The 24,439-nt window shown below is 40.7% G+C and carries 24 protein-coding genes; 16 read left to right on the top strand and 8 right to left on the bottom strand.

All coding sequences use genetic code 11. From position 1 onward, the window contains the following. Positions 1-13: 13 nt before the first annotated feature. Entirely contained in the window at positions 14-370 is a 357-nt protein-coding gene (locus tag ACL8WY_RS15875) for a SiaC family regulatory phosphoprotein (protein ID WP_436515737.1), read from the top strand. A 52-nt stretch (positions 371-422) separates the two neighbouring features. On the opposite strand, the gene ACL8WY_RS15870 is transcribed toward ACL8WY_RS15875, so the two are convergent. Then, positions 423-2,534: a M1 family metallopeptidase gene (locus ACL8WY_RS15870; protein ID WP_436515736.1), complete on the bottom strand. Its 2,112-nt coding sequence runs from the start codon at positions 2,532-2,534 to the stop codon at positions 423-425. Between the two features lie 182 nt (positions 2,535-2,716). Here ACL8WY_RS15870 and ACL8WY_RS15865 point away from each other — a divergent pair, with 182 nt between their 5' ends. The 3 genes from ACL8WY_RS15865 to ACL8WY_RS15855 all read left to right on the top strand — a co-directional run bounded on the left by ACL8WY_RS15865 (position 2,717) and on the right by ACL8WY_RS15855 (position 5,583). Then, positions 2,717-3,112 carry an LIC_13387 family protein gene (locus tag ACL8WY_RS15865; RefSeq protein ID WP_436515735.1) on the top strand — a complete coding sequence of 132 codons (396 nt, stop codon included), beginning with the start codon at positions 2,717-2,719 and terminating at the stop codon, positions 3,110-3,112. 204 nt (positions 3,113-3,316) lie between these two features. After that, positions 3,317-4,108, top strand: a complete 792-nt coding sequence (locus tag ACL8WY_RS15860; protein WP_436515734.1) for a carboxypeptidase-like regulatory domain-containing protein — start codon at positions 3,317-3,319, stop codon at positions 4,106-4,108. 38 nt (positions 4,109-4,146) lie between these two features. Then, positions 4,147-5,583, top strand: coding sequence for a pyridoxal phosphate-dependent decarboxylase family protein (locus tag ACL8WY_RS15855; RefSeq protein ID WP_436515733.1), 1,437 nt, complete (start codon positions 4,147-4,149; stop codon positions 5,581-5,583). Here ACL8WY_RS15855 and ACL8WY_RS15850 read toward each other — a convergent pair. The 4 genes from ACL8WY_RS15850 to ACL8WY_RS15835 form a co-directional block, all read right to left on the bottom strand. Continuing rightward, positions 5,580-6,659, bottom strand: a complete 1,080-nt coding sequence (locus tag ACL8WY_RS15850) for a BamA/TamA family outer membrane protein (RefSeq protein ID WP_436515732.1) — start codon at positions 6,657-6,659, stop codon at positions 5,580-5,582. The two genes, ACL8WY_RS15855 and ACL8WY_RS15850, sit on opposite strands and share 4 nt — an antisense overlap. 6 nt (positions 6,660-6,665) lie before the next feature. After that, positions 6,666-7,283 carry an FISUMP domain-containing protein gene (locus ACL8WY_RS15845; RefSeq protein WP_436515731.1) on the bottom strand — a complete coding sequence of 206 codons (618 nt, stop codon included), beginning with the start codon at positions 7,281-7,283 and terminating at the stop codon, positions 6,666-6,668. 45 nt (positions 7,284-7,328) lie between these two features. Further along, the gene (locus tag ACL8WY_RS15840; protein WP_436518068.1) at positions 7,329-7,817 is read right to left on the bottom strand and encodes a RidA family protein; all 489 of its coding nucleotides are present in this window, start codon (positions 7,815-7,817) and stop codon (positions 7,329-7,331) included. A gap of 270 nt (positions 7,818-8,087) precedes the next feature. After that, positions 8,088-9,710, bottom strand: a complete 1,623-nt coding sequence (locus ACL8WY_RS15835; RefSeq protein WP_436515730.1) for a M28 family metallopeptidase — start codon at positions 9,708-9,710, stop codon at positions 8,088-8,090. 118 nt (positions 9,711-9,828) lie between these two features. Here ACL8WY_RS15835 and ACL8WY_RS15830 point away from each other — a divergent pair, with 118 nt between their 5' ends. The 7 genes from ACL8WY_RS15830 (at position 9,829) to ACL8WY_RS15800 (ending at position 16,708) form a co-directional block, all read left to right on the top strand. After that, positions 9,829-11,463: a dipeptidyl-peptidase 3 family protein gene (locus tag ACL8WY_RS15830; protein WP_436515729.1), complete on the top strand. Its 1,635-nt coding sequence runs from the start codon at positions 9,829-9,831 to the stop codon at positions 11,461-11,463. Then, complete coding sequence (locus ACL8WY_RS15825; RefSeq protein WP_436515728.1) at positions 11,463-12,143, top strand: nitroreductase family protein; 681 nt, start codon at positions 11,463-11,465, stop codon at positions 12,141-12,143. The genes ACL8WY_RS15830 and ACL8WY_RS15825 overlap by 1 nt, the downstream gene beginning before the upstream one ends. A 159-nt stretch (positions 12,144-12,302) precedes the next feature. Beyond that, the gene (locus ACL8WY_RS15820; protein WP_436515727.1) at positions 12,303-15,173 is read left to right on the top strand and encodes an ATP-binding protein; all 2,871 of its coding nucleotides are present in this window, start codon (positions 12,303-12,305) and stop codon (positions 15,171-15,173) included. A gap of 95 nt (positions 15,174-15,268) precedes the next feature. Next, positions 15,269-15,457, top strand: coding sequence for a hypothetical protein (locus ACL8WY_RS15815; RefSeq protein WP_436515726.1), 189 nt, complete (start codon positions 15,269-15,271; stop codon positions 15,455-15,457). A gap of 106 nt (positions 15,458-15,563) precedes the next feature. Continuing rightward, positions 15,564-16,178, top strand: a complete 615-nt coding sequence (locus ACL8WY_RS15810) for a hypothetical protein (protein WP_436515725.1) — start codon at positions 15,564-15,566, stop codon at positions 16,176-16,178. Next, the gene (locus ACL8WY_RS15805; RefSeq protein ID WP_436515724.1) at positions 16,179-16,553 is read left to right on the top strand and encodes a DUF423 domain-containing protein; all 375 of its coding nucleotides are present in this window, start codon (positions 16,179-16,181) and stop codon (positions 16,551-16,553) included. It abuts the gene before it with no gap. Next, on the top strand, positions 16,553-16,708 hold the full coding sequence (locus ACL8WY_RS15800; RefSeq protein ID WP_436515723.1) for a hypothetical protein: 156 nt from the start codon (positions 16,553-16,555) through the stop codon (positions 16,706-16,708). The genes ACL8WY_RS15805 and ACL8WY_RS15800 overlap by 1 nt, the downstream gene beginning before the upstream one ends. Positions 16,709-16,711: 3 nt before the next feature. Here the strand turns inward: ACL8WY_RS15800 and ACL8WY_RS15795 are convergent, their stop codons facing one another. After that, the gene (locus tag ACL8WY_RS15795) at positions 16,712-17,197 is read right to left on the bottom strand and encodes a hypothetical protein (RefSeq protein ID WP_436515722.1); all 486 of its coding nucleotides are present in this window, start codon (positions 17,195-17,197) and stop codon (positions 16,712-16,714) included. 233 nt (positions 17,198-17,430) lie between these two features. Here ACL8WY_RS15795 and ACL8WY_RS15790 point away from each other — a divergent pair, with 233 nt between their 5' ends. Then, positions 17,431-18,360 carry a LysR family transcriptional regulator gene (locus tag ACL8WY_RS15790; protein WP_436515721.1) on the top strand — a complete coding sequence of 310 codons (930 nt, stop codon included), beginning with the start codon at positions 17,431-17,433 and terminating at the stop codon, positions 18,358-18,360. A 3-nt stretch (positions 18,361-18,363) separates the two neighbouring features. Here the strand turns inward: ACL8WY_RS15790 and pyk are convergent, their stop codons facing one another. Both pyk and ACL8WY_RS15780 read right to left on the bottom strand, forming a co-directional pair. Further along, positions 18,364-19,794, bottom strand: coding sequence for a pyruvate kinase (pyk, locus tag ACL8WY_RS15785; RefSeq protein WP_436515720.1), 1,431 nt, complete (start codon positions 19,792-19,794; stop codon positions 18,364-18,366). 13 nt (positions 19,795-19,807) lie between these two features. Next, complete coding sequence (locus ACL8WY_RS15780) at positions 19,808-20,236, bottom strand: IPExxxVDY family protein (RefSeq protein ID WP_436515719.1); 429 nt, start codon at positions 20,234-20,236, stop codon at positions 19,808-19,810. A 115-nt stretch (positions 20,237-20,351) separates the two neighbouring features. On the opposite strand from ACL8WY_RS15780, the gene ACL8WY_RS15775 reads away from it, so the two are divergent. From ACL8WY_RS15775 to nadE, 4 genes are read left to right on the top strand one after another with little or no spacing between them, the layout of a single operon-like run. After that, the gene (locus tag ACL8WY_RS15775; protein ID WP_089358163.1) at positions 20,352-20,588 is read left to right on the top strand and encodes an acyl carrier protein; all 237 of its coding nucleotides are present in this window, start codon (positions 20,352-20,354) and stop codon (positions 20,586-20,588) included. Between the two features lie 26 nt (positions 20,589-20,614). Continuing rightward, positions 20,615-21,868 (top strand): beta-ketoacyl-ACP synthase II, encoded by a 1,254-nt coding sequence (fabF, locus tag ACL8WY_RS15770; RefSeq protein ID WP_436515718.1) that lies wholly within the window; start codon positions 20,615-20,617, stop codon positions 21,866-21,868. Further along, positions 21,868-22,593 carry a ribonuclease III gene (rnc, locus tag ACL8WY_RS15765; protein ID WP_436515717.1) on the top strand — a complete coding sequence of 242 codons (726 nt, stop codon included), beginning with the start codon at positions 21,868-21,870 and terminating at the stop codon, positions 22,591-22,593. Before fabF ends, rnc begins: the two co-directional genes overlap by 1 nt. After that, entirely contained in the window at positions 22,590-24,425 is a 1,836-nt protein-coding gene (nadE, locus tag ACL8WY_RS15760; RefSeq protein WP_436515716.1) for an NAD(+) synthase, read from the top strand. The genes rnc and nadE overlap by 4 nt, the downstream gene beginning before the upstream one ends. The last annotated feature ends 14 nt before the right edge of the window (positions 24,426-24,439 follow it).

The following is a 24,439-nucleotide window of genomic DNA, read 5'->3' as shown; positions in this document are numbered from 1 at the left end:
AACCGACTGCCATATGACTGATGATGGAGATATTATTCCAAGTGTAAGATTTAATACGCAAACTGGTCTACTTAAAATTGAAGGTAGATCGCTTATGAGAGATGTCCAGGATTTTTACCTCCCCATTATAGAACAGGTTAAAAACACCACCGTTCCCACCTTCATTGTTGAATTAAAACTTGAGCACTTTGATACTGGAACGATGAAGTGCCTATATCAACTGATGCTAGCACTGAAGGACAAGCAAGCCATGGGTGCTATGCTACTGATCCGATGGTTTAGTGATGAAGGAGATGACGATCACGTTGAGTTAGGTCAGGATTTGGAAAACAAGGCAGGTATTCCATTTCAATACGTAGACAAGAAGTAAAAAAGTCCTCTCTGATAACGGAGAGGACTTTTTTACCTTACTTTATTTAAAGCTACTCTTTCGTACCTTCTACAGTTACTCCAAATTGCTTCAGCTCCATACTCATAGCAGTTTTTTCACCTGAGTTGTCAAATTCAACTACTACTTGTCCATCTAGTGAAATCCACTTACCATCTTTCGGCATCACTACAACATTCATTCCTGCTGCAGGAACTTGAGCTTTCACAAGGCCATCTTCCATCTTCATCGTCGCCTGAATATTAAAGTTGGCAATGTTGTATGTACCATAAATAAATTCAGGAACCTCTACTCCTGCCATTCGATCTTTCAATGGTGGATAGAAATTGTCCGTGTCGTCCAAATCAGGAAGACTAGCATTTACCGAGATAGACTCTACTTTTTTATAATTAGGAATAATTACTTCAAACTTGTCCTTACCCGCCATGGACTTGGCAGACATGGAAGTTTCGTAATCAGTGCCGTCATTATACTTCACTTCTACTTGCACAGGCACTGGTCGATTCCCCATATTTGAAACCGTAAGCTTGTCTTTTTTGATGCCATCAATTTTCACATTTGGATAGCCATATTCAAAAAACCATGGCTTCCATAACCAGCTTAAATCTTGTCCACTTACATCTTCGAATGTGTAAAAGAAATCAAATGGTATCGGTGACTTCTTAGCCCAGCGATTGATGTATTCCTGATAGGCTTTCAGAAACATTTCATCTCCCAGATGGAAATGCAACATCGAGTAAATGAATGCAGGTAGTGGATACGCAGAGTAACCGTAGTTCGTACCATCCATAAATTGTGAAGAAGTGAATAATGGCACATCTTCGTACTGGCCCTGCATCCCTCCTACGCTTCCTTTGTAGTTTGTGAATAAGTCCGAGCTATCGTTTCTAAAGAACCTGCTGGTTACTAAAGAGGTGATATAATCTGCCCATCCTTCGTCCATCCATGCAAAGCGTCGTTCATTTACCCGAACATACATCGGGAAGTACATGTGGTACATTTCGTGAACTGTTACGCCAAGTCCGGGTCCTCCATTGTAAGCCATCATTGGAAACTCCATACCGCCTCCACCAAGTCCAATGAAAGTAGTGAACCTTGGATAAGGATAAGGAACTCCGGGAATGTCTTCAGAGAAGTGCTTCATCGTTTTTTGCTGATTTGGAGTCATTGCAGCAAATCCTTGTGGATTCCCGGTAGGATATACTGAACTTATCAATACATCATTGCCGGCTACTTTTTGTGAAGCGGCATTCCAATCGTAATGATCACTCATTGCAAAAGCAAAGTCAGGTACTTCGTCAGCTTTAAACTTCCAGGTACCAGACTTGTGCTCAAAACCATCTTTCAGGTCATCACCATTGATGATGTCCATTGGCTCTGTCGCTGTTAATGCTTTGTTGTAGCGTTCCAGAATGTTTGCATTGAACACTTCATCCGGATTTTGTAAAACACCAGTAGCCCAAACAGTGAATGACTTTGGAACCGTAAACTCAACATTGAAGTTGGCCAGGTTGTTATAAAACTCTGTTCTAAACGAATAGTTCTGCGTATCCCATCCGAATACATCATCGTATACAGCCACCTGCGGATACCAGTAGGCCACAAAGAAGGAAGTGCTATCAGCTACACCTGTTCTTCGGTTGGTATAAGGTACAAACTGTTCCCAATTAATCGCGAGATCAATTTTCTCACCGCTTTTAAGTGACTCAGAAAGTCGAATAAAAATATTGGTACCGTTTCTTGTAAACGATCGGCTTTCCATATCTACAGAGTCGCCTCGAACCTGAACCATATTCAATGTCACTCCATCATCAATATCTCGCTCATCTACACGAGAAGCACGTGGGTTTCCTTTTCGATACACATCATTGTATAACCGTACTACGATCGTACTCAGGTCATCCGGGCTATTGTTGGTATAAGTGATCTCTGATGTTCCACTGATTCCGCGCGTCTCCGGATCTATAGCAACTTTGATGTCATAGTCTACCGTGTTGTGCCAGTAGCTGGCACCTGGCTTCCCGTCATACGAGCGAGTGCCTTTGTCATACGCCTGCTTCATCTCTTTAGGCATGAAGAATCGCTTCTCCTGAGCCACAAGTGACACGCATAGCGTCATGGTAATAAGTAATAGTAATTGTCTCATAGGGTTTAAATTGTTTGAATTAGCTCAAGCGCAAAGAAAGTAAATTGTGAGAGGAAGCTAGCGACCGCTGGTGGAAAAGGAAGAATGATACACCTAATGAGTACTTTATCCTCACATCATATCTGAGTTTATGTTTTACTTCCAAATGCATAACTTACTTATTCACCAATTTCAGTATTGCTATGGAAGCTAATAAAATGATTAAAGCTGCCGGAGCAGCTCTTGCCCTATTAGGCATTCTCCATCTGATCGCACAATTTTTTGGCCCCAGCAACGAAGAAGTTCCTGAGGTCATCCAAATGATGAAAGACTATGAAATTGAAATGATGGGAACGCATACACTTATGTCCTTCCACAATGGATTCAGCATCATGACCGGATTATTTATGATCACTATCGGAACCTTGCAATTGGCACATGCATCCAAGATCGATCGCACAATGCTCCGCACATTGATGTTTTTCACATTAATAGCCTTTGTAGTCTCACTTCAATACTTTCATCCGCTGGCTTACGGTTTGATCCTGATAGGATTTATTGGCCAGTTGATTGCGTATAGAAAGACCGCTCCACAGTAGAGTGATCTATTGAAACAATCATCGCCACAACTATGAAAAAACTCAATAAGAAAGTATCAAGCCAAAGCTGCTGAACCTGATGCTACATTTAAAAAAAGAATCCTTAGAGCTCCAAAGCGGAGTTTACTTGGAGCAATGAAACTAGTTGGTGTTAAAAAATCTTAATAATTCGTCATTCGCATGGTCATTGCAGATATTTGAAATGTGCGAATACTCTTACTTATGTTGTTCATCCTGATATCCCTGAGTGGATATTCACAGAGAGATTACCTCTATGGAATTGTTTCTGATTCAATCAATTCTGACCGAATGATTGGTGTTCACATCACAAATCCTAAAGCAGGTCTCTTAACCAACACAAATGAAAATGGCACGTTCAAAATTCCGGTTCAAAAAGGAGATTCACTCGTGTTCACTTATGTTGGCTATAAGTCCATTACATATATCGTAAATGAAAATCCATCATATGCTTTAGTTAATTTCTATCTCACACAAGAAGCGATTAAACTAACTGAGGTCGAGGTAAACGTCTTTCCTGAATACTGGAGATTTAAGCAACAAATTATAGATACGCAGGCAATGGATTCCACTCACGTGGTATTTGGTTTGGATGCGATCCCATTGGATGCATACAAGATAGCCGCCAACGAACAGAAAATACAACCGCCCGATTATCATGCACCAACCATATCAATAGGATTTGATGTGGGTGGACTTACCAAAAAAGGCAAAGAAAAGAGAAAGCTGGATAAATTATTGGCTAAGCAAGAGATGGAGCGTGCTGCTTATCGGAAGTTTAACAGAGACTGGATAGCCGAAGAAACCAAGCTAAAAGGTGATGAACTCACCGATTTCATTGCCTATTGTAAGTTCACGCCAAAGTATTTAGCTGAAACCACACTTTTTGAAATTCATGGCAGGATGATGGCTCTCCTGGACGAATTCAAGTCAGAAAAAGGTGAATTGAAAAACCATAACGACAGTCCTGGAGCATAAAATTGGCTCTCAAATATTCCTAACTAAATTTGATCGCAATGATCAAAAAAATTCAGGAACTAGAGGTTATCGCCAGGCAGCTGGAACCCAATGAAAAGGATCGAAACGAACTCACTCAAAAGGTGTTCGATCACACATCAAAATTTTTATCCAACCTTGATGGCTCAAATGCCTTCTTTCAAAATCCGCTACCTGTAGAGAAAGAAGAAATTGATGATCAGGCAATTCCAATTAACCAGTTACTTGGATTTCTGAAAACACATGTAGAAGAAGACGGCATCAACGCAGCTTCCGGTGGTCATATGGGTTATGTACCCGGAGGTGGACTATATCCCTCCGCTTTGGGAGATTATCTGGCGGCAATCAGTAACAAGTATGCAGGCATCTATTTCCCGGCTCCAGGTGCAGCACGTATGGAAAATATGCTCATAAGATGGATGAATGAGCTCATGGGATTTCCTTCCGATGCGACCGGAAACCTTACCTCAGGAGGATCAATCTCAAATCTAATTGCAGTCGTTACGGCTAGAGAAGCTCGTGGCGTAAAAGCAAAGGACTTTGATAAGCTTGTGATATATCTATCTGATCAAACCCATCATTCTTTGCAGAAAGCCTTGCGAATTGCGGGATTGGGAGAAGCACAGCTTCGCTATCTATCTGTAGATAGTGAATTCAGGTTAGACATTGCTTCTTTGGAGGAAACGATAGAAACAGATAAATCAAAAGGACTTATTCCATTCTTCCTGAATGCTTCACTCGGCACAACCAATACAGGAACAATCGACCCAATAGAAGCGATGAGTAAAATAGCAGAGAGGTACGGCCTTTGGTTTCATGTTGATGCTGCATATGGAGGGTTTTTTAGAATGCTCCCAGAAATAAAAGAACGATCTAAAGGAATTGAAAAAGCAGACTCTGTGACATTGGATCCACATAAAAGTTTGTTTCTTCCATTTGGTACTGGAGCTGTTTTGATTAAAAACTTGAAAGCACTTTACCAAGCGCACCGATACACTGCCGACTATCTTCAGGATCTGGTAGATTCAGATAGTGAGGTGAATGCGGCAGATGTTTCTCCGGAACTTACCAAGCATTTTAGAGGCCTTCGGATGTGGCTGCCGCTAAAGCTCTTCGGACTTAAACCGTTTCGAGCAGCTCTTGAAGAAAAGATGCTTTTGGCTCAATACTTTAGAGCAGAGTTAAATAAAGTGGAAGGTTTTGAAGTAGGACCCGTTCCAGATCTTTCCATTGCGATCTTTAGATATGTACCTGAATCAGGTGAAGCTAATTCCCTTAATGAAAAGCTAATCAAGGCCATTCAAGACGATGGTCGAATCTTTCTTTCATCAACCACTATACACGGCATATTCTGGATACGAATTGCTGTAGTCGTTTTTCGTACTCACAAATCAAAAGTGGACTTGCTTCTTAAAATCGTGAAAGAAAAGGTGAAGGAATTAGATAATGACCATTAAAACGCTTCACTTATCCCGATATAAATTCCTGTCTGACCTCCTCTACCAACCCCAAGGTCAAGACGAACGTTTAGCTTCCGTTCCGGAATAATGGCCAGCCTTCCTCCTATTCCGGCAACATATTTAAATTCTGATAAAGTGAAATCATCGATATCATAAGCAACATCTCCAACCCCTGCGAATATGGTCATTCCAAAGCGCCAAAATAAAGGTCTTCTATATTCAACCTGTGTGTACATCATCTGTCGGTCTCGGTAAAGACTGGCATTTGCTATCCCTCTCAATCGTTCGTCACCACCCAGCTGCGGCAGCTTATAAAAAGGGACGTCCGTTCCAAACGTAAACTGAGATCTAAATTGGAAAGCCAGGATATTATCATCATTGAAAATGGTCACATATTTCCTGACATCCGTGAGGTAGGTCGTAAAGTCAAAATCACCAATCTTGTTCAATATCAAACGACTCGATATGAAATATCCTTTCGTTGGATAAAGCGTATAGTCACGTGTATCGTAACGAAATGCAGGTCCAAGCCCAAGCAGATTGCCGCCCTCCAAGCCAACTGGCGTTTGAGTCTCCAAGAGACCTGCACTTATTTTATTTCTGACCGAGGTGAAGTGTGAATCAAAAGCACCTCCTACAAAGACTTTCTCACTTAAAGGATGAAGAAACTGTCCTTCAAGCTGAAAAAAACGATTGGTATACTGTTCAGAAACATCAGGATCATTAGCATTTCCAATTCCAAAATAGGAATCGGGGAAGTTGTAGTATCGGATTGAGATATTGAGGTTTTGACCTTTTGGCAAGTAGTAATCCACGTTTACAACTGCTATGGTTTGCTTTTTTAATGTATAAATGAAATACGGCGTTACCGTAGATTGACGCTGAAATGTAGATTGAGATGCATCCTGATTTTTAAGAACCCATATTCCAACTGCGCCTATTTGCAGACTGGTTTCAGGAGCGTAGCTAATCGCAGGAAAAACCGCAAATGAGCTTTCATTAGTGGTAGTGTCAATCTCTTGTGTATACACACAAATTGGGAGGAGGAAGAGAATAAATAATAGTCGATGCAAAGAATATCAGTTATGAAATTTCACACATCGGCAACTTAGATAGTGACTATCGCCTACTTTGGAGTGATAAATGTTTTCATCCCCTTTTTTCAATGTGATAATTCCTGCTGAATTGGTGTCCTTCAGCTCATTATCCCACCAGTTTCCATGCACACCAATTCCTTTGAATGACCCATCCGGCTGACCAAAGCCACCAAAAATCATATCCATGTCACTGGCTTTCCCTTCAATTAAATATTTGCCGGAATGATGCCACCCTCCAAAGAAATGAAACAAGTGTTTCCATTCATGAATTGTGGGTACATGCCACCCTTCTGGACATGCGAGGTTAGCCTGCTCGTAATTATAAAGACGACCATAGGTAGTGGCATATTCATTGGTATTGTTATAAGCTTTCGAACCCGGAACATTGAACTGAATGTTTTCAGCAAACCAAGTCCGTGTAATTTGAGCTCCATGGTGCTCACGAACAAACGTAATTGTTTTGTAAACTTTACCGTCACGGATATCCTTAAACGAACCCATTTTATGAGAGAAGTGCTTATTCTTTTCTTCACGGCTTTGTGCCATTCCCGCAGCACACAGAAGTAGCAGACAAGTCGCTATTAAATATTTAGCTTTCATAATAGTCGATGATTTAAAGCATGAATTTAGTCAATTCATAAAAACCTAATCTCTTACCTCCACAATCATTTCGATTTCAACCGCAATATTGCGTGGCAATGATGCCATCCCAACCGCAGCTCGTGCGTGTTTGCCCCTTTCTCCGAAGACCTCTACCATCGTATCAGAAAAGCCATTGATTACCTCCGGCTGATTTGCAAAATCAGGAGCACAATTCACCATGCCTAGAACTTTTACTATTCTAACCACTTTATTGAGATCGCCAATTTCAGCCTTCAAAGCTGCGAGCTGTGCAATGGCCACCAATTTCGCCGCGGCATATCCTTCTTCTATGCTGAGGGTTTCACCGACTTTTCCTGTTACGTATCCACCTTCCGGAAGATTTGGTCCTTTACCTGCCATATACACAAGGTTTCCTGTTCTTACCGAATTGACATAATTGCCAGCTGGAGGCGATGGTTCATTGAGTGTAATTCCCATCTCTGAAATTTTATTCTCTACATCGTAGCTGTAGAGTTCTTCAACATCTGTCACTTCATCATGAGTATGATCATGTGTATGATCACAGGAAGAAAGGAAGAAAATAGTTGGGAGGAAAAGCAATAGGGTTCGCACGATTGTAAGTAGTTTATTTTGCAATAAAGTTACATGACATCAGCGAACCCATCGCTCGGATTAGGTAACTAGATTAAATTCAACAGTTATCGCATTGCTGAATTCTTTGCTAGAATAGGGCACTCTCAACAAAAAAAGCAGTGCTATCCGTGACAACACTGCTTTGCTTACTCTTTGTATACCTAAAACTTACTGTTCTCTGATCGCCTTAAACTCTGATCCTTCCTTCCACTTTGGCCAATCGTTGGAGTTTGCTACTTTCAATCCCACTTCCATGAGTAATACTCCGTCCAGAGCCATCCCATCAAACGTCCAGCTTTCAGGATTATACTCATCTTGTGGCCTGTGATACTGAGTAGACAAGTAAACCTTGTTGAGACTGTCTACATATGCAATTCCTTTTGTCATATGTTCATAGGAGCCTGAAGCATAAAGTGCCGGGATTCCAACTTTGGCAAACTGAAAATGATCCGACCGGAAGAAGTAACCTTTACCCGGATCCGGATCCGGAATAATATATCTTCCTTGCTTAGCAGCCACCTCTTCAGCAATATCTTCCAACTCTGATTGTCCATAGCCTACCACCGTCAAATCTTTCATTTCTCCCCAGGCTGTAATCCCATCCATATTAATATTAGCTACTGTTTGTGCTGGTGGATATATTGGATTTTTAGCATAGTGCTTTGAACCAAGTAAGCCTTGCTCTTCCGCGGTTACTGCTAAAAACACCACAGATCTCTTCGGCTGAGTCATTTTAGACATAGCTTCTGCAATACCTAACATGGTAGCTGTACCCGAGGCATTATCATGAGCACCATTGTAGATACTATCTCCATCTATTTCAGGACCTATGCCTAAATGATCCCAATGTGCTGAATAAATGATGTATTCATCCGGTTTTTCAGACCCCGTAATCTTTGCGATTACGTTTCTTGATTGATCTCGCTTTATTTCATTTGTGACAGACACCGAAGCATTCAAACCTAAGCTAACTGCTTGAAAGTCTTCACTTCTTGACTTCACAGCATAGTTCTTCATATCTACACCCGAAGCTTCAAAAATCTTGATGGCTGCATCTCTGGTGATCCACCCCAATATATTCGGTTGGTACGATCCTCCAGTCTGATCTAAATACAAGCTTGCACCAGACCATGAATTTCGTACCACTGACCAACCGTATCCTGCTGGCACAGTTTCATGAATAATCAAACATCCTGCTGCACCCTGTCGTGCTGCTTCTTCATATTTATAGGTCCACCTTCCATAATAGGTCATGGTTTCTCCTTTGAAAAAAGTAGAATCTCCGGAAGCAAAACCTGGATCATTAACCAGCACGACAACTGTTTTGCCTTTTACATCCAAACCTTCATAATCGTTCCAGTTGTACTCTGGAGCCACAACTCCATATCCTGCAAACACCAGTTCGGAGGCGTCAATAGAGGTTTGCTTCTCTACACGTTCCGTATAAGCTACAAATTCATCAAGAACCTGTAGTTCTACCGTGTTTCCATTCCCTTCTATAACCATAGTCTCCGATGGTGTGGCAGTCAATTCCACCAATGGCACATCCTGCGTATAGGAATCTCCGTTTCCCGGCTCCAAACCGTATGCCTTGAACTGATCTACTAAATAGTTTACTGTCTTGATCTCACCCTCTGTAAATGGTTTTCTCCCTTGAAAATCATCTGAGGAGAGCACTTCTATGTGTGTCCTAAGTGATTGTTCTGATATCGCAGAAGATGATTTATCGGAGCTTGTTTGGCACGAAAACAAAACGACTCCAAGTGAAAGAATAGCTAGATTTTTCTTCATTGTTAGGTATTTTATGAAGCGCCAATTTAATTGAAATTAAAGAAGTGATGAATGAATCGTATGGACGACCAAGATTCTTTTTAACTTCGAATGTTCCAACCTTTCAATTAAAGCTATTATGAAAAAGATATTAAACATAGCACTTATAGGCCTGATTTTAAGTCAATGTGCTGCACCAGAAAAGCAAGAAGAAAAAAGTGAGCTTACACAAATGCAGAAAAAAGTAGCCATTTATAAAAATGTGAAACTAACAACAGACATTAGTCAGCTCAGTGAAAGCGAGAAAATGATGATCCCAAAAATGATTGAGGTCTCAAAAATTATGGATGAACTCTTTTGGTATGAGGCGTATGGTAAGAAGGATTCTCTTCTAGCTTCTCTAACCGATCCGGCCACCAAAAGATATGTGCAGATCAACTATGGTCCTTGGGATCGACTTGCCAATAACGAGCCTTTTTTAGAGGGTGTAAAGTCTAAACCAGAGGGTGCAAACTACTACCCTACTGATATGACTAAAGAAGAATTTGAAGCAGCCGAGCTAGAAGGTAAAACAAGTCTGTACACTTTTATTCGCAGAGATGATTCTGGCAACCTGACGACTATCCCATACAATGAAATGTTTGCAGAGCAAGTTCAGAGGGCTTCGGATTTGCTGAGAGAATGCGCCGAACTGGCCGAAGATGAGGGACTAAAAAGTTACTTAGCCTTAAGAGCCGATGCATTGCTCAATGACGAATATCAGGCAAGTGATATGGCGTGGATGGATATGAAAACGAATGGTCTAGATTTTGTCGTTGGTCCTATCGAAAACTATGAGGATAAGCTATACAATTACAAAGCTGCTCATGAGGCTTACGTTTTGGTTAAGGACAAAAGCTGGAGTGAGCGATTAGCGAAGTATGCAGCATTCTTACCGGAGCTACAAACTGGTCTTCCGGTAGCAGATGAGTACAAAGCAGAAACACCGGGAACCGATGCTGATCTCAACGCCTATGATGTTGTATACTATGCAGGCGACTGCAATTCTGGATCGAAAACCATTGCAATCAACTTACCGAATGACGAGGAGGTTCAGCTTGAGAAAGGCTCCAGACGGCTTCAACTTAAGAATGCAATGCAGGCAAAATTTGATCACATATTGCTACCGATTGCTGATGTATTGATTCACCCGGATCAGAGGAAACATATCACTTTTGACGCTTTCTTTGGCAACACCATGTTTCACGAAGTTGCACATGGACTAGGGATTAAAAACACTATCAATGGTAAGGGTACAGTTCGCAATGCACTTAAAGAGCATTCTTCAGCACTTGAAGAAGGTAAAGCGGATATTCTTGGTCTCTACATGATTACTCAGCTTTATGAAAAAGGTGAAATCGAAGGAGACTTAAATGACTACTATGTGACATTCATGGCCGGGATCTTTCGTTCTGTCCGCTTTGGTGCTGCTAGCTCCCATGGAAAGGCTAACATGATTCGATTCAACTTTTTCAATGAATACGGTGCGTTTGCCAAAGACGAAGCAACGGGTACATACCGAGTAGATTTTGAGAAAATGAAAGAAGCAATGGATGCACTGTCTGAGAAAATTCTGACACTTCAGGGAAATGGAGATTATGAAGGAGTTGCTCAATTGGTCGCGGAAAAGGGTAAAATCGGAGAGGTATTGCAATCCGAGCTGGATCGATTATCAGAAAAAAATATTCCGGTTGATATTGTATTTGATCAAGGTGTAGAAGTTTTAGGATTATAATGGAGAAAAAAGACATAAATGGTCATCCGCATGTGTCGTATGACAGAGATATATACAGTCCCGAAGAGGCAGAGCAAAGAGCTAAAAAATACTACGAATGGCTTGACACGCGCAGAACCGTAAGGGACATTTCAGATAAACGGGTGAGCAAAGAACTTATCGAAAGTTTAATAATGGCAGGGTCTACTGCTCCTTCTGGTGCGCATAAACAGCCCTGGACTTTCTGCGCCATTTCGAATGCTGATATGAAAAAAGCGATACGAGAAGCAGCAGAAAAAGAGGAATACGATAGCTATCACGGGCGAATGAGCGAGCGATGGATCAAAGACCTAGAGCCCATTGGTACAGATTGGAATAAGCCATTTCTGGAAGAGGCTCCTTGGATTATTGTGATTTTTAAGCGAGTATTTGAAATGATTGATGGGGAGAAAAATAATAATTACTATGTCAATGAATCGGTTGGAATCGCCTGCGGGATGATCATCTCGGCAATCCATAAGGCTGGATTAGTTACTCTCACACACACACCTTCGCCGATGAATTTTCTTACCAAAATTTTGAATCGCCCGGACAATGAACGACCCTACTTACTTCTACCTATTGGATATCCAAAGGATGAAGTATACGTCCCGGACCTAACCAGAAAACCGTTAGAAGATGTTGCGGTGTTTTATGAATGATTGGCAGAATTATGAAGTAGGTTGGCAGGATTGATAAAATTAGTGTTAATAACTTCACTTCGAAATCCACCTAATCACGCATAGCACCGTGGGTAGAATAAGCTCTCTTGATCTATTCAGGAGAGCTTTTTTTATATTGAGTCACCAATTGAAACCGCCATGTCAAAAAAAGTATTCCTTTTATTCCTCGCACTTCTATCACTAGGCGATTCGCATGCTCAGCTTCGAAATTTTTTAGATAGTCTTAAGAATGATCTTGGAACTGTCACAGATGACTCATTGAAAATGAGGCTCTACGATGAACTAGCATGGACGTACAAGCGAATAGATGCTGATACTGCACTTATGTTTGGACACATAGGGCTGGAGCTCGCAAAAGAATCGGATCGCACGCTCGAAGGAATCATTTGGGCGACAATTGGAATAACAGAAAGCGAGAATGGAATAAATGATTTTGGCGTAGGCGAATTGAAAAAAGCACTTCAAATTAGCCAGGAACTTGGCAATGAAAGGAGAGTAGCATCTAACTATACCAACCTTGGAAATGCCTTTGAAAATCAGGCTAGATATGATTCAGCTATCATATATGCTACCAAGGCTATTGAAATCAAGCTAGCTCTCGGAGATAGCGTATCTGCTGCTGGTACTATGGGCAACATCGGACTGGTGTATCACAATATCAATAATCCCGAAAAAGCAATGGAGTATTATCGAACGGCTCTGGCAATAATGGGAGAAGAAAACAGACGGGCACGGGGGATTTTCAATAATATGGGAATCGCTTACATGAAGATGGATAAGTTTGATACGGCTCGTATTTATTTAAGAAAGGCAATCAAGGGATTAGACATCAATCGGAATCTCAGAAATACGGCAAGCACATACGGTAATATTGGTGAGACATTCTATAAGGAAGGTAATTATGATTCTGCCGGCTACTACGCCACAAAATCATTCGAAATAAAGAAAGGCTTTGGAGAAAATCTTTCGCTCACGTATGCAGCTATAAGTCTGGCCAAAATTCATGTGGAACTTGGCCAATATGGAAAAGCAAAAGAGTATGCTGAACTAGCGCTAGACATCTCTGAAAAATCATCGAGTCCTGAAAGGCAAGCTGAAGCCATGTGGCATTTGGGTAAGATCGAAGCTAATCTTGGAAACTTCGAAGCAGCTGCACAATTGCTGTTTGACTATAGCCTGCTTTATGAATCTATCCACGACAAGGATGTTTTGGCAGCCGCTGAGGAAGCTGAGGCCAGGTTTCAAAATCAACTTAAAGAGAAAGAAAACTTAATACTCAGAGAAGAAGCACAAATACAACAACAGCAAATACGCTTTCAAAATACGATCATAATATCCATTGCAATAATTGTTATCATTCTTTTAGCCTTTGCTTTTTTACTCCGAAAGCAACTCATTCACCGTAAAAAACTACTTTCAAAAATTGAGCAGCAATCCGCAAAACTTCAAGAACTGGATAAAGCAAAAACACGCTTTTTCGCAAATATCTCCCATGATCTACGCTCGCCTCTTACCTTGATTTTAGGTTCCCTGGATAAAATCATCGAACGTTATTATGAAATCATGGATAACGAATCCAAAGAACTGTTAGATATGGGTATCAAAAATGGAAAGCGATTGCTCTATCTGGCGGACGAGATCATGGATTTAACAAGGCTTGAAGAAGGCAAAATTTCACTTGAACTCCAATATGTGAAAATCGTACCTTACTTGCGCCTGCTCACCAAGATGTTTAGTAGTGCCGCTGATATCAAATCAATTGAATTGAAGTTTACCTCGCATGCTGAAGACGAAACCAGTCTACAGATCGATCCGCATCAGTTTGAGAAAATCATTTACAATCTTCTTTCCAACGCAATCAAGTTTACTCCGGAAAATGGCGTTGTAGATGTGCAGCTGAGTACGGACAAGAAGTATCTGGAGATTGTCATATCGGATACAGGCCCTGGCATTCCTAAGGAAAACCTTGACCTTATTTTTGATCGCTATTATCAGTCATCTGGCTCAACCTCATCACAAGCTGGAGTCGGAATTGGGCTTGCATTGGTGAAAGAGCTGGTAGAACTTCATGATGGAACTATCAAAGCTTTTAGTAGTAAACAAGGTACCATTTTCACCATCCGGTTCCCTTTCAAAAAAAGTGATTGGATTTCGAAAGCTATTATCCCTGAGCGATCACTTGATGTGGTCACTCGCAATTCCCTTTGGATGGATCTTCAGGAAGAGAAAGAGCGACTGCAGGTGCCAGGCATTAAAAATGCCGATAAAAATGCAAAAGCTGTGTTGATAGTTGAAGATCACAAAGAGCTAAGGTCTTATCTTCAAAGTATTCTAAGTACAGATTTTCGGGTATACTTGGCAGCAAATGGCACCAGCGCGTTGGATTTGCTTCAGTCAGAAAAAATTGACTTGATAATCACAGATTTGATGATGCCATATATGGACGGGTTTGAGCTGGTAGATCATCTTAAAAAGGACAAAGACCTGAAAAAAATTCCGGTAGTTGTAGTCAGCGCCAGAACAGATAAAAAAGAAAAGCTTGATCTAATTTCTAAGGGTGCTGAGGATGTAATCAGCAAACCATTTGACAAAGAAGAGCTTCTAATAAAAATGGAAAACATTCTTGATCGCGAATGGGATAGCAATCAGGTTTTTTCCAAACTCTACGGCGAAACTGCTCAAGAATTTGAAAAGAACGTCATGCACAGACTCGAGGACCTGATCCTTAAGCGCATAAGTGATCCACATTTGTCTGTCCTGGATCTGGCCGATGAAATGGCGGCTAGTGAACGAAAGGTCTATCGAATGATCAAGAAAATTTCAGGACTCACACCTTATGAACTAATCAAAGAGGTGAGGTGGCAATTCCTGGAAAATTATTTGAAGAACAACAAGGTAAGAACTGCTACTGAAGCCGCGCAGCTGATTGGTATGAACAATGTTAGCTCCTTTTCTACTCAGTATGAGAAGCGATTTGGACATTCATTTAAAGAAGTTCTGAGCAGTTAACTCCAGATTGGCAGGAATTGAAAGTGATTTGGCACGAATTGTAAATTAAACCTTATCACATTAGAGGTGTCAAATTCAACTAAAAAGCCACCACCATGCAAGTAATTTGGTACAATATCACAGCTCAGTCCTACCAGTTTGGAAGCTATGAAGAATTCCAATCCAAGCTATCAGGAAAACCTAATGAAATCCTTGCACTTGAACGATTTCGAGATGCATCAGAAAGAACGCTCTTGAAAATTGTCGCTGAATTGAACAAGTGCCAATTGTCAAGATTAAGATAATCCCCTGACTAGGGATGTTTGACTATAGCTGGTTGACTACCCTGACACCCAATTCATGGGACGTCAGGGTTTTTTTATCTTTGACCCAAACACACCCCTACTCATTATGAAAATCTTAACCATCCTATTGTCGGTAATTCCGCTTATTGGCTACTCTCAAGCTCAAAATGCCACCATGCTCCGATCGCAGAATCTGAAGAAATATGAGGTTAAAAGTGGTGAAATTAAATATCAAATTTTAGGAGATGCTGAAGGTGAAGAAATGATGACCTTTGACAATTTCGGCTGGACTAGCCTGAGACAACAAGAAATGACATTCGAGCTGTATGGGATTTCGAGCACTCAGAAAGTTTATGAAGTAACTGATGGCGACTATATCTACAGAGTCAATACGGATGACTCCACTTATATGCTTAGAAAAGACCTCAAATGGAGTCAGCAGGCATCTTATAAAAGTCCCAGCCAGGTTTCAGAAGCCATACTCTTTTCTATGGGAGGCTCTCAACAAGCAGATTCAACACTCAATGGAAAGACCTGTCAGGTCTGGACTTTTGAAGGAAAGGCGATCAAAGAAATGTGGATATGGAAAGGTTTAGTAGTGAAGCGCAGAGCCAAGCTGGGTGATCGCAACATACTGACTATAGCAACGGAGGTCAAACTAGATATCTCGCCAAATCCATCACTTTTCAGCATCCCTGATTATTTTCGCCCAAAAGAATAAATGTATAAGTTTTTCATCATCATTTCCGCCATCTCTGGCATGTTAGCTGTCGGCTTAGGTGCCTTTGGGGCGCACGCTTTGAAAGCCAAACTCACCGCAGAAGGAACCCTTGACACATTTCAAACGGCTGTTCAATATCAATTTTATCATACGCTTGCGCTTCTGGCGATTGCATTGTTGATGACTAAAATGGAAAGCACTTGGCTTAATTATGCAGGCTACAGCATGACCTTCGGCATACTGATATTCTCCGGGTCTCTATATATCCTGTGCTTTACCGGAATGAAATGGTTAGGAGCTATCACTCCCATTGGTGGATTGTTATTCATTGCAGGATGGTTTTTTCTTCTTCTTACAGCATTAAAATCTCTTTGATGAAAACCAAAGAATGTCCCTCGTGTGCAATGGAAGTAGACGCCAAAAGCAAAGAATGTCCCATTTGTCAGTATGAATTTGCTGAAACTCAAACAGGCTACAAATGGATAGCCGTAATCCTAGTTATAGTAATGCTGCTTTACTTATTCCTTTGAATCTCAAAATTTAATGGAATGCACGACCGAAACTATCTTCCATCCGAGATTGGTCTTGATTAGTTGCCACAATTCACGACCACTTTTGATAGGGTTTTCATTGACAAGCATCTGGTAGTCAAACCCAACAGCCGCCACATATCCATCTGTTTCAATATCGAGATTGGAGTAGGTCTCCTCATAGTGAAGTGCCTTAGGTGGTGTCACCATACTGTTAATAAAGGTGTTCTTTGAGATGTCAAAAACACTCATATGATTGATAACATCTGGATTATTTCCACATGCAATTACTTCACTCGCTTCATCAAATTTACCAAGCCATGGGGTGTCTTCATGATAAAACAACACAAGAAATGCAGGTTTATCTTGTTCTTTGATACAGCGCATGAATTCTTGAACCAGTGAGTTTAGTTCAGCTTTTTCAGATTGAAATTCCAGAAAGCCATCTTCGATAGATTCAACACTGAACTTTGAAATTCCATTAGCCATATCCTGTACGTTTGGTGGTAACTAGGTTAGATATTAAAACAAATATATGTGAATCATCAAAAATTGCACTTGTGGCTAACCTTTATATGTAAATAAGCATCTTTGTCAGTCACAATTAAAGGTTATCATCCGATAATAATATCCTAGACTATGGCATGAATAGTCTAGGAGAATAACCATATCTCTCATAAATAGTTATTTAACTTTATGATTTAATACATAAGTAATTAGTTATGAACTACACATTGCATCAATTGAAGATATTCCTCAAAGTCGCAGAGCTTCAAAGTATTACAAAAGCAGCTGAGGAGCTCTATTTAACGCAACCAGCCATTTCAATTCAATTAAAAAAATTGCAAGAACAGTTTGACTTGCCACTTACCGAAGTTGTAGGTAGACAACTTTTTATTACTGACTTTGGAGAGGAAATTAAGATCAGGAGTAGGCGAATCCTTGAAGAATCTGAAGCCATCAAATTCACCATTGATCAATACAAAGGCTTCCTTACAGGTAAAATCAAAATATCCGTGGTTTCGACAGGAAAGTATGTTATCCCCTACTTTCTAAAATCCTTCATGGATAAATATCCCGGCATTGAAATTTCGATAGACGTGTCAAACAAAAACAAGGTGGTAGAAGGACTGATAAAGAATGAAAGTGATTTTTCGCTTGTATCAATTGTTCCGGAAGAGTTAAAAGTCCATCGGGTGGAATTGATGGAGAACAGGCTATACCTTATCGGTAATGCAGACAATGCAGATGAAATCAAGAAACCAAAAGACTTAGAGAAAGTAACATTGCTTTTAAGAGAAGAGGGATCAGCTACTAGAAATGCTATGCTAGACTTCCTTGAAAAGAAAAATATTGCAATCAAAAAATCCATGCAGCTGGTTTCGAATGAGGCTATAAAACAGGCTATAAATGCAGGTCTGGGTTTCTCTATTGTTCCTTTGATTGGAGTCAGGACTGCATTGAAAAACGAAAACATGAAGATCTTTCCTCTAAAAGGTCTTCCTATCATTACGCAATGGAACCTGATCTACTCGAAAGGAAAGAACCTAACGCCAGCTCAAAGTGCACTCATTGATTTTATTGAAGAAAATAAAGCACAACTGGTCGAGGATCATTTCAATTGGGCTGTAAACCCACAGGAATATGACTAGCATTTACTCGACCACCTGAATCTTTAGCATGTTTGTATGTCCATGCCAGTGCTGAGGCATCGATGAGGTGTTTATGAAAACATCACCTTTCGCGAGATTTTCGGTTTCCACTAGCTTCTTCTCTATCTCTACCATTGTCTTATCAATGTTTTCATGTGAATCATAATAAAAAGTTTTCACACCCCACAAAAGGCACATTTGATGTAACAGTTTTTCATTATTCGTGAACAAGTAGATTTCAGATTTAGGGCGATGCATAGCTGTTCTAAATCCTGTATACCCTGACTTAGTCATACACACCAAAGCACGAGCCGATGTATTTTCAGCTAATCTGCAGGCTGCCCGAATCAATAAATCATTCATCCTCGTGCTTGATTCGAATTGTTTATCGTAGTACCTATTGTAAATAGAATTAGCTTCAGACTCTACTGCCATGATCGTCTCAGACATCTTCTGAACAGCCTCTACCGGAAACTTTCCGGCGGCAGACTCTGCAGAAAGCATCAAGGCATCTGCTCCATCCATGACCGCATTAGCTATGTCATTCGTCTCAGCTCGAGTCGGGCGAGGATTCTCGATCATACTCTCCATCATCTGGGTAGCTATTATCACTGGTTTGGCAGCTTGATTGCATTTTTCAACAATCTTTTTTTGCCATAAAGGCACTTCGTGCATAGGTATTTCTACACCAAGATCTCCACGAGCAACCATGATAGCATCAGTCTCTGATATGATTTCATCGATATTCCTTAACGCCTCCGGCTTTTCAATTTTGGCCACCACCTTAGTTTCCTTACCGGATTCTGCGATGATCTGCTTCAGCTGGCGAATATCATCCGCTTTTCGTACAAAACTTAAGGCCACCCAATCCAGATTTAGCGACAAACCAAATTTGAGATCTTCCAGGTCCTTAGGTGTAAGCGATGGGGTAGACACCTCAGTGTCAGGCAGGTTTATTCCCTTACGGGATTTTAATACTCCTCCATGAACAACCTCAGTAATAACCTCACTCTTACCAACAGAGACCGTTTTCAATTCAATGTTTCCATCATCAATTAGAATGGTGTCTCCTGGTTTCACATCATTTACAATCTCTCTGTAAACTGTACTTACTCGCTTATTATCTCCTTCGATCTCCTCTGTAGTGATCACAAGCTGATTTCCATCCACTATCTCCATTCCATCATTCTTCATGAGGCCAATTCTGATTTTCGGGCCTTGAAGGTCCTGAAGAATTCCTACGTGGTAGTCTTTTTCTTTACTCACCTCCCTGATAATGTCTTTAACTTTTTTGTGATCATCATGTGACCCATGTGAAAAGTTTAACCGGAGAACGTTCGCTCCCGCTTCAATAAGCTCAGTTATCGTTTCTTTATCATTACTTGCCGGACCTAAAGTGGCGACAATTTTTGTCCTTTTAGAAATTGAGCTCATGGAATGTTGTTATTTAATAGAGAAGATTTTCTTTCGATTTCAAAGAATCAAATTTAAGCCTCATTGCGTACTCGATAATAGAAATATCTTTGATTATTGCGCTAACGTTTTCGGAAGTTATTTCATCCGTCTGATCTTTGAATTTAAGAAGGAAATCAAACTGTTTCAACTCAGGCATCAAGAGTTTCGTTTTTATATTTCCACTACCCACTAGCTTGTTTTGAAGCAATTCAATGGATACAAAATCTGTTTCAAACATATAATTGGAGATCAAAATAGAGGTATTGTCAGCATATTCAATTTTAACATCATCCTGCTTGACCAGATTAATGTCTAAAGCTTGATTTAGATACCATGCCAGCTTGTACTCTTTTTTGTTGCATACAAGACCAAACAATTCGAAATCAATAGCATAACCGCCATCTAATTTGTTTTTCTTCATAGAATGTGCAAGCTAAGACCTAAATTCGCAATACAGATATGTCTTCAAAGACTAATTTGATTTTAGTTTGAGAATATATTTCTTTGCAACTCATTTTTAACCAAACATTACAAAAATGTCTGAAATAGCACAAAAAGTAACGTCAATCATTATTGACAAACTAGGTGTAGAAGAGTCTGAGGTAACTCCAGAGGCAAGCTTCACCAATGATCTAGGAGCTGACTCTCTTGACACAGTAGAGTTGATCATGGAGTTCGAAAAAGAATTCAACATTTCTATCCCGGATGACCAGGCTGAGAACATCGCTACCGTAGGTCATGCTATCTCTTATCTTGAAGAAAACGTTAAGTAAGTCAACCAACGTAGCTTATTAAACTTATGGAATTAAAACGAGTCGTTGTAACCGGAATTGGTGCCCTTACTCCTTTGGGAAATACTAAAGATGAATTTTGGGATTCTTTGGCCAAAGGAGTGAGTGGCGCGGCTCCTATTACTCGTTTTAATACTGAAAAATTTCGCACAAAATTCGCCTGTGAGGTCAAAGGTTTTAATGCCACTGACTTTTTAGATCGAAAAGAAGCCCGAAAAATGGATCCCAACTCGCAGTATGGGATGGTCACGGGCGAACAAGCTATTTTGGATTCAGGAATGGATCTGGATAGTGTAGACAAAACACGGATTGGTGTAATCTGGGGATCCGGAATAGGAGGTTTTAGTACCTTCCAGGACGAAATGATGAATTTCGCTAATGGAGATGGTACTCCTCGATTTAATCCATTCTTCGTTCCCAAAATGATTGCCGACATAACGCCTGGTCTTTTATCCATAAAATATGGATTCATGGGACCAAACTTTGCGACGGTATCAGCCTGTGCTTCCTCCAACAACGCAATTACTGATGCTTATGCTTACATCCAACTAGGTAAAGCAAATGCCATACTTACCGGAGGTTCAGAAGCGGGTGTAATCGAGTCAGGTATCGGAGGTTTTAATGCAATGAAAGCTCTTTCTGAAAGAAATGATTCACCGGAAACTGCATCCAGACCTTACGACAAAGACAGAGATGGATTTGTACTCGGAGAGGGTGCTGGCGCCATCATGCTTGAGGAGCTGGAGCACGCGAAAGCTCGAGGTGCCAAAATTTATGCTGAAGTACTAGGTAGTGGTATGTCTGCCGATGCCCATCATATCACCCTGCCGCACCCAGAAGGAGCTGGAATCGAATTGGTGCTGAAAAATGCACTCGAAGACGCTGGAATTTCACCTGAACAAGTAGATTATCTGAATACACACGGTACTTCAACTCCGGCAGGAGACGGTGGTGAAATAAAGGCTGCTCAAAGAGTTTTTGGTGAACATGCATACCAAATGAACATTAGCTCAACTAAATCCATGACAGGTCACTTGTTAGGAGCAGCAGGCGCCGTTGAATTCATAGCTTGTCTCATGGCTCTCGAAAAAGGCATCGTTCCTCCTACAATCAATCATTTTACTGATGATCCTGAAATTGATTCTAAACTGAATCTTACATTCAATAAGGCACAGGAAAGAGAGGTAAATATTGCTGTAAGTAATACATTCGGATTTGGAGGCCATAATACCTCCATTGTCATAGGCAAATACAAAGGCTAGTGTCCTCGTTTCCGAAAAGATTATCGGGCCGATTTCTAAATTCTCTTAAATCCGAAAAAAAACTTCGACAGTCTTTTCGATTGATCACCGGAAGATCACCGATCAACCTTGCGTTGTATAAGCAAGCCATGCGCCATAGCAGTGTGGCATCCATCAACGAACAAGGAATCAAAAATTCGTATGAGCGACTGGAATACTTAGGAGATGCCATCCTGGGGATGATCATCGCGGAGTATCTCTACATGACCTATCCATTCAAGGAGGAAGGATTTCTAACAGAAATTAGAGCCAAAATTGTCAATCGCGAATCCTTAAATAAACTGGGCCAGAAAATAGGACTCAAGGAACTCGTACAATACAATCAGAATTCGCGAGCACACAGATCAGTGTATGGAGACTGCATGGAAGCTTTGATTGGCGCTGTTTACCTTGATCATGGATTTGAATACAGCAAAAAGTTTGTAATCAAGAAATTGGTAAAACCTCATTACGACCTGGAAGAACTCGTCTCGAGGATCACAAACTATAAAAGTCGCTTACTAGAGTGGTCTCAAAAGGAAAACAAAGAACTCCGTTTTGAGATTATAGATGAGGAAGATCGAAAATTCACTGCTCAGGTTTTTATAAACGATCAGGCAATGTCTAAAGGCTTTGGATTCAGTAAGAAAAAAGCAGAGCAAGATGCTGCTCATAAGACCTACGAGCAACTTAACTTAGACCAATGAGTCGCAAACTAAAATTGGCAGGTGCTTGCCTTAATCAAACACCAATCGATTGGACAAACAACCTCACAAATATTACAGCGGTAATTAATGAGGCCCAGCGCGACGGTATTGATATTCTTTGCCTACCCGAATTGTGCATCACCGGATATGGATGTGAAGATCTATTCCTAAGTCAATGGCTACCAGAAACAGCTATTGAAAAACTCCTCGAAATCATTCCATATACAAAAGGAATTACTGTTTCACTTGGATTACCCATACGATTTGAAGGTAAAATATACAATACAACCTGTCTTATTTCAGATGCAGAAATACAAGGATTCTATGCCAAACAAAAGCTAGCCAACGATGGTGTGCACTATGAGCAAAGGTGGTTTACTCCATGGCCCTCGGGAAGCGTAGCAAGCATTGAAATAGCAGGAGCGAGCTATCCAATTGGTCATATTACCTGCGATATTAAAGGAATCTCTATTGGTTTTGAGATCTGTGAAGATGCCTGGCAGCCGGGTCGGCCATGTGAACACTTAAAAACAAAAGTCGATCTGGTGTTGAATCCCAGTGCTTCCCATTTTGCTTTCGGCAAATCTGAGTTTAGGGAGGATCTGGTTATTAAAAGTTCCAGACAATTTGATTGTGTATATCTGTATTCAAATCTTCTGGGCAATGAAGCCGGACGGATGATATATGATGGTGATGTACTTATAGCGCAGAAAGGTAGACTTATTGGAAGAAATCATCGCCTGTGGTATCACGATTATCGGCTACTTTCAGTAGAAGTGGATTTTGATAATGATACGGCCAGTGAAAACATCAAACCTCATTACAGCAATCGAAACGAGGAATTCTCACATGCTGCAGGTTTGGCGCTATTTGATTATTGTAGCAAGAGTAGAAGTAAAGGATTTGTGCTTTCCCTGAGTGGTGGCGCAGACTCCAGCACCATTGCTACCTTGATTGGCTTTGCAGTTAGGACGGCTCTTGAGCAGCGAGGTAAAACTGGTTTAGAAAGTAAACTAGGATTCCAATTAGAAGGAGATACTCCTGAAGAAATTACCCGCCAACTTTTAACCACCGCCTATCAGGAAACGAAAAACTCTTCAGAAGCAACATTTTACTCCGCCAAGACCTTAGCCAAAAGCCTTGGCGCAACATTTTACAACTGGAATATTGATGATGAAGTAGACCAATATCGATCGACCATTGAAAGTGCAATTGGAAGAAAACTGACTTGGGAACAAGATGACATAACGCTGCAAAACATTCAAGCCAGAACTCGAGCGCCAATCATCTGGATGCTGGCAAATATTGAAAACAAATTGCTAATGGCCACCTCCAACCGTAGCGAAGGTGATGTAGGCTATGCAACGATGGATGGTGATACCAGCGGAAGCATCTCTCCCATTGCCGGAGTTGATAAACATTTCATACTTCAATGGTTGAAGTATGCAGAAACTGAACTTAATTTTCCTGGACTAAGAGAGGTAAATAGACTCACTCCCACTGCAGAACTTCGCCCAGAAGAACAGCATCAGACGGATGAAGATGATCTTATGCCATATGAAGTTTTGATGAAAATAGAGCGTGAAGCAATTCTTCAAGGTCAATCACCTATTCAAGTTTTTGAAGCCTTGGAGGCTGAGTACAATCCTGAAAACCTCAACGTCTGGATCAAAAAATTCTATAGACTTTGGGCAAGAAATCAGTGGAAACGAGAACGATATGCACCAAGCTTTCACTTCGATGATTTCAACATCGATCCGCGCTCGTGGTATCGTTTTCCTATTTTGAGTGGTGGGTATAAGGAGGAATTGAACAAACTTGATAGTTCATAGTTTCTTTACAGATT

It is taken from the genome of Ekhidna algicida (genome assembly GCF_051379705.1).
GTDB lineage: Bacteria > Bacteroidota > Bacteroidia > Cytophagales > Cyclobacteriaceae > Ekhidna.
Note: the sequence above shows the minus strand (reverse complement) of the source record. Positions and strands in the feature narration are given on the sequence as shown.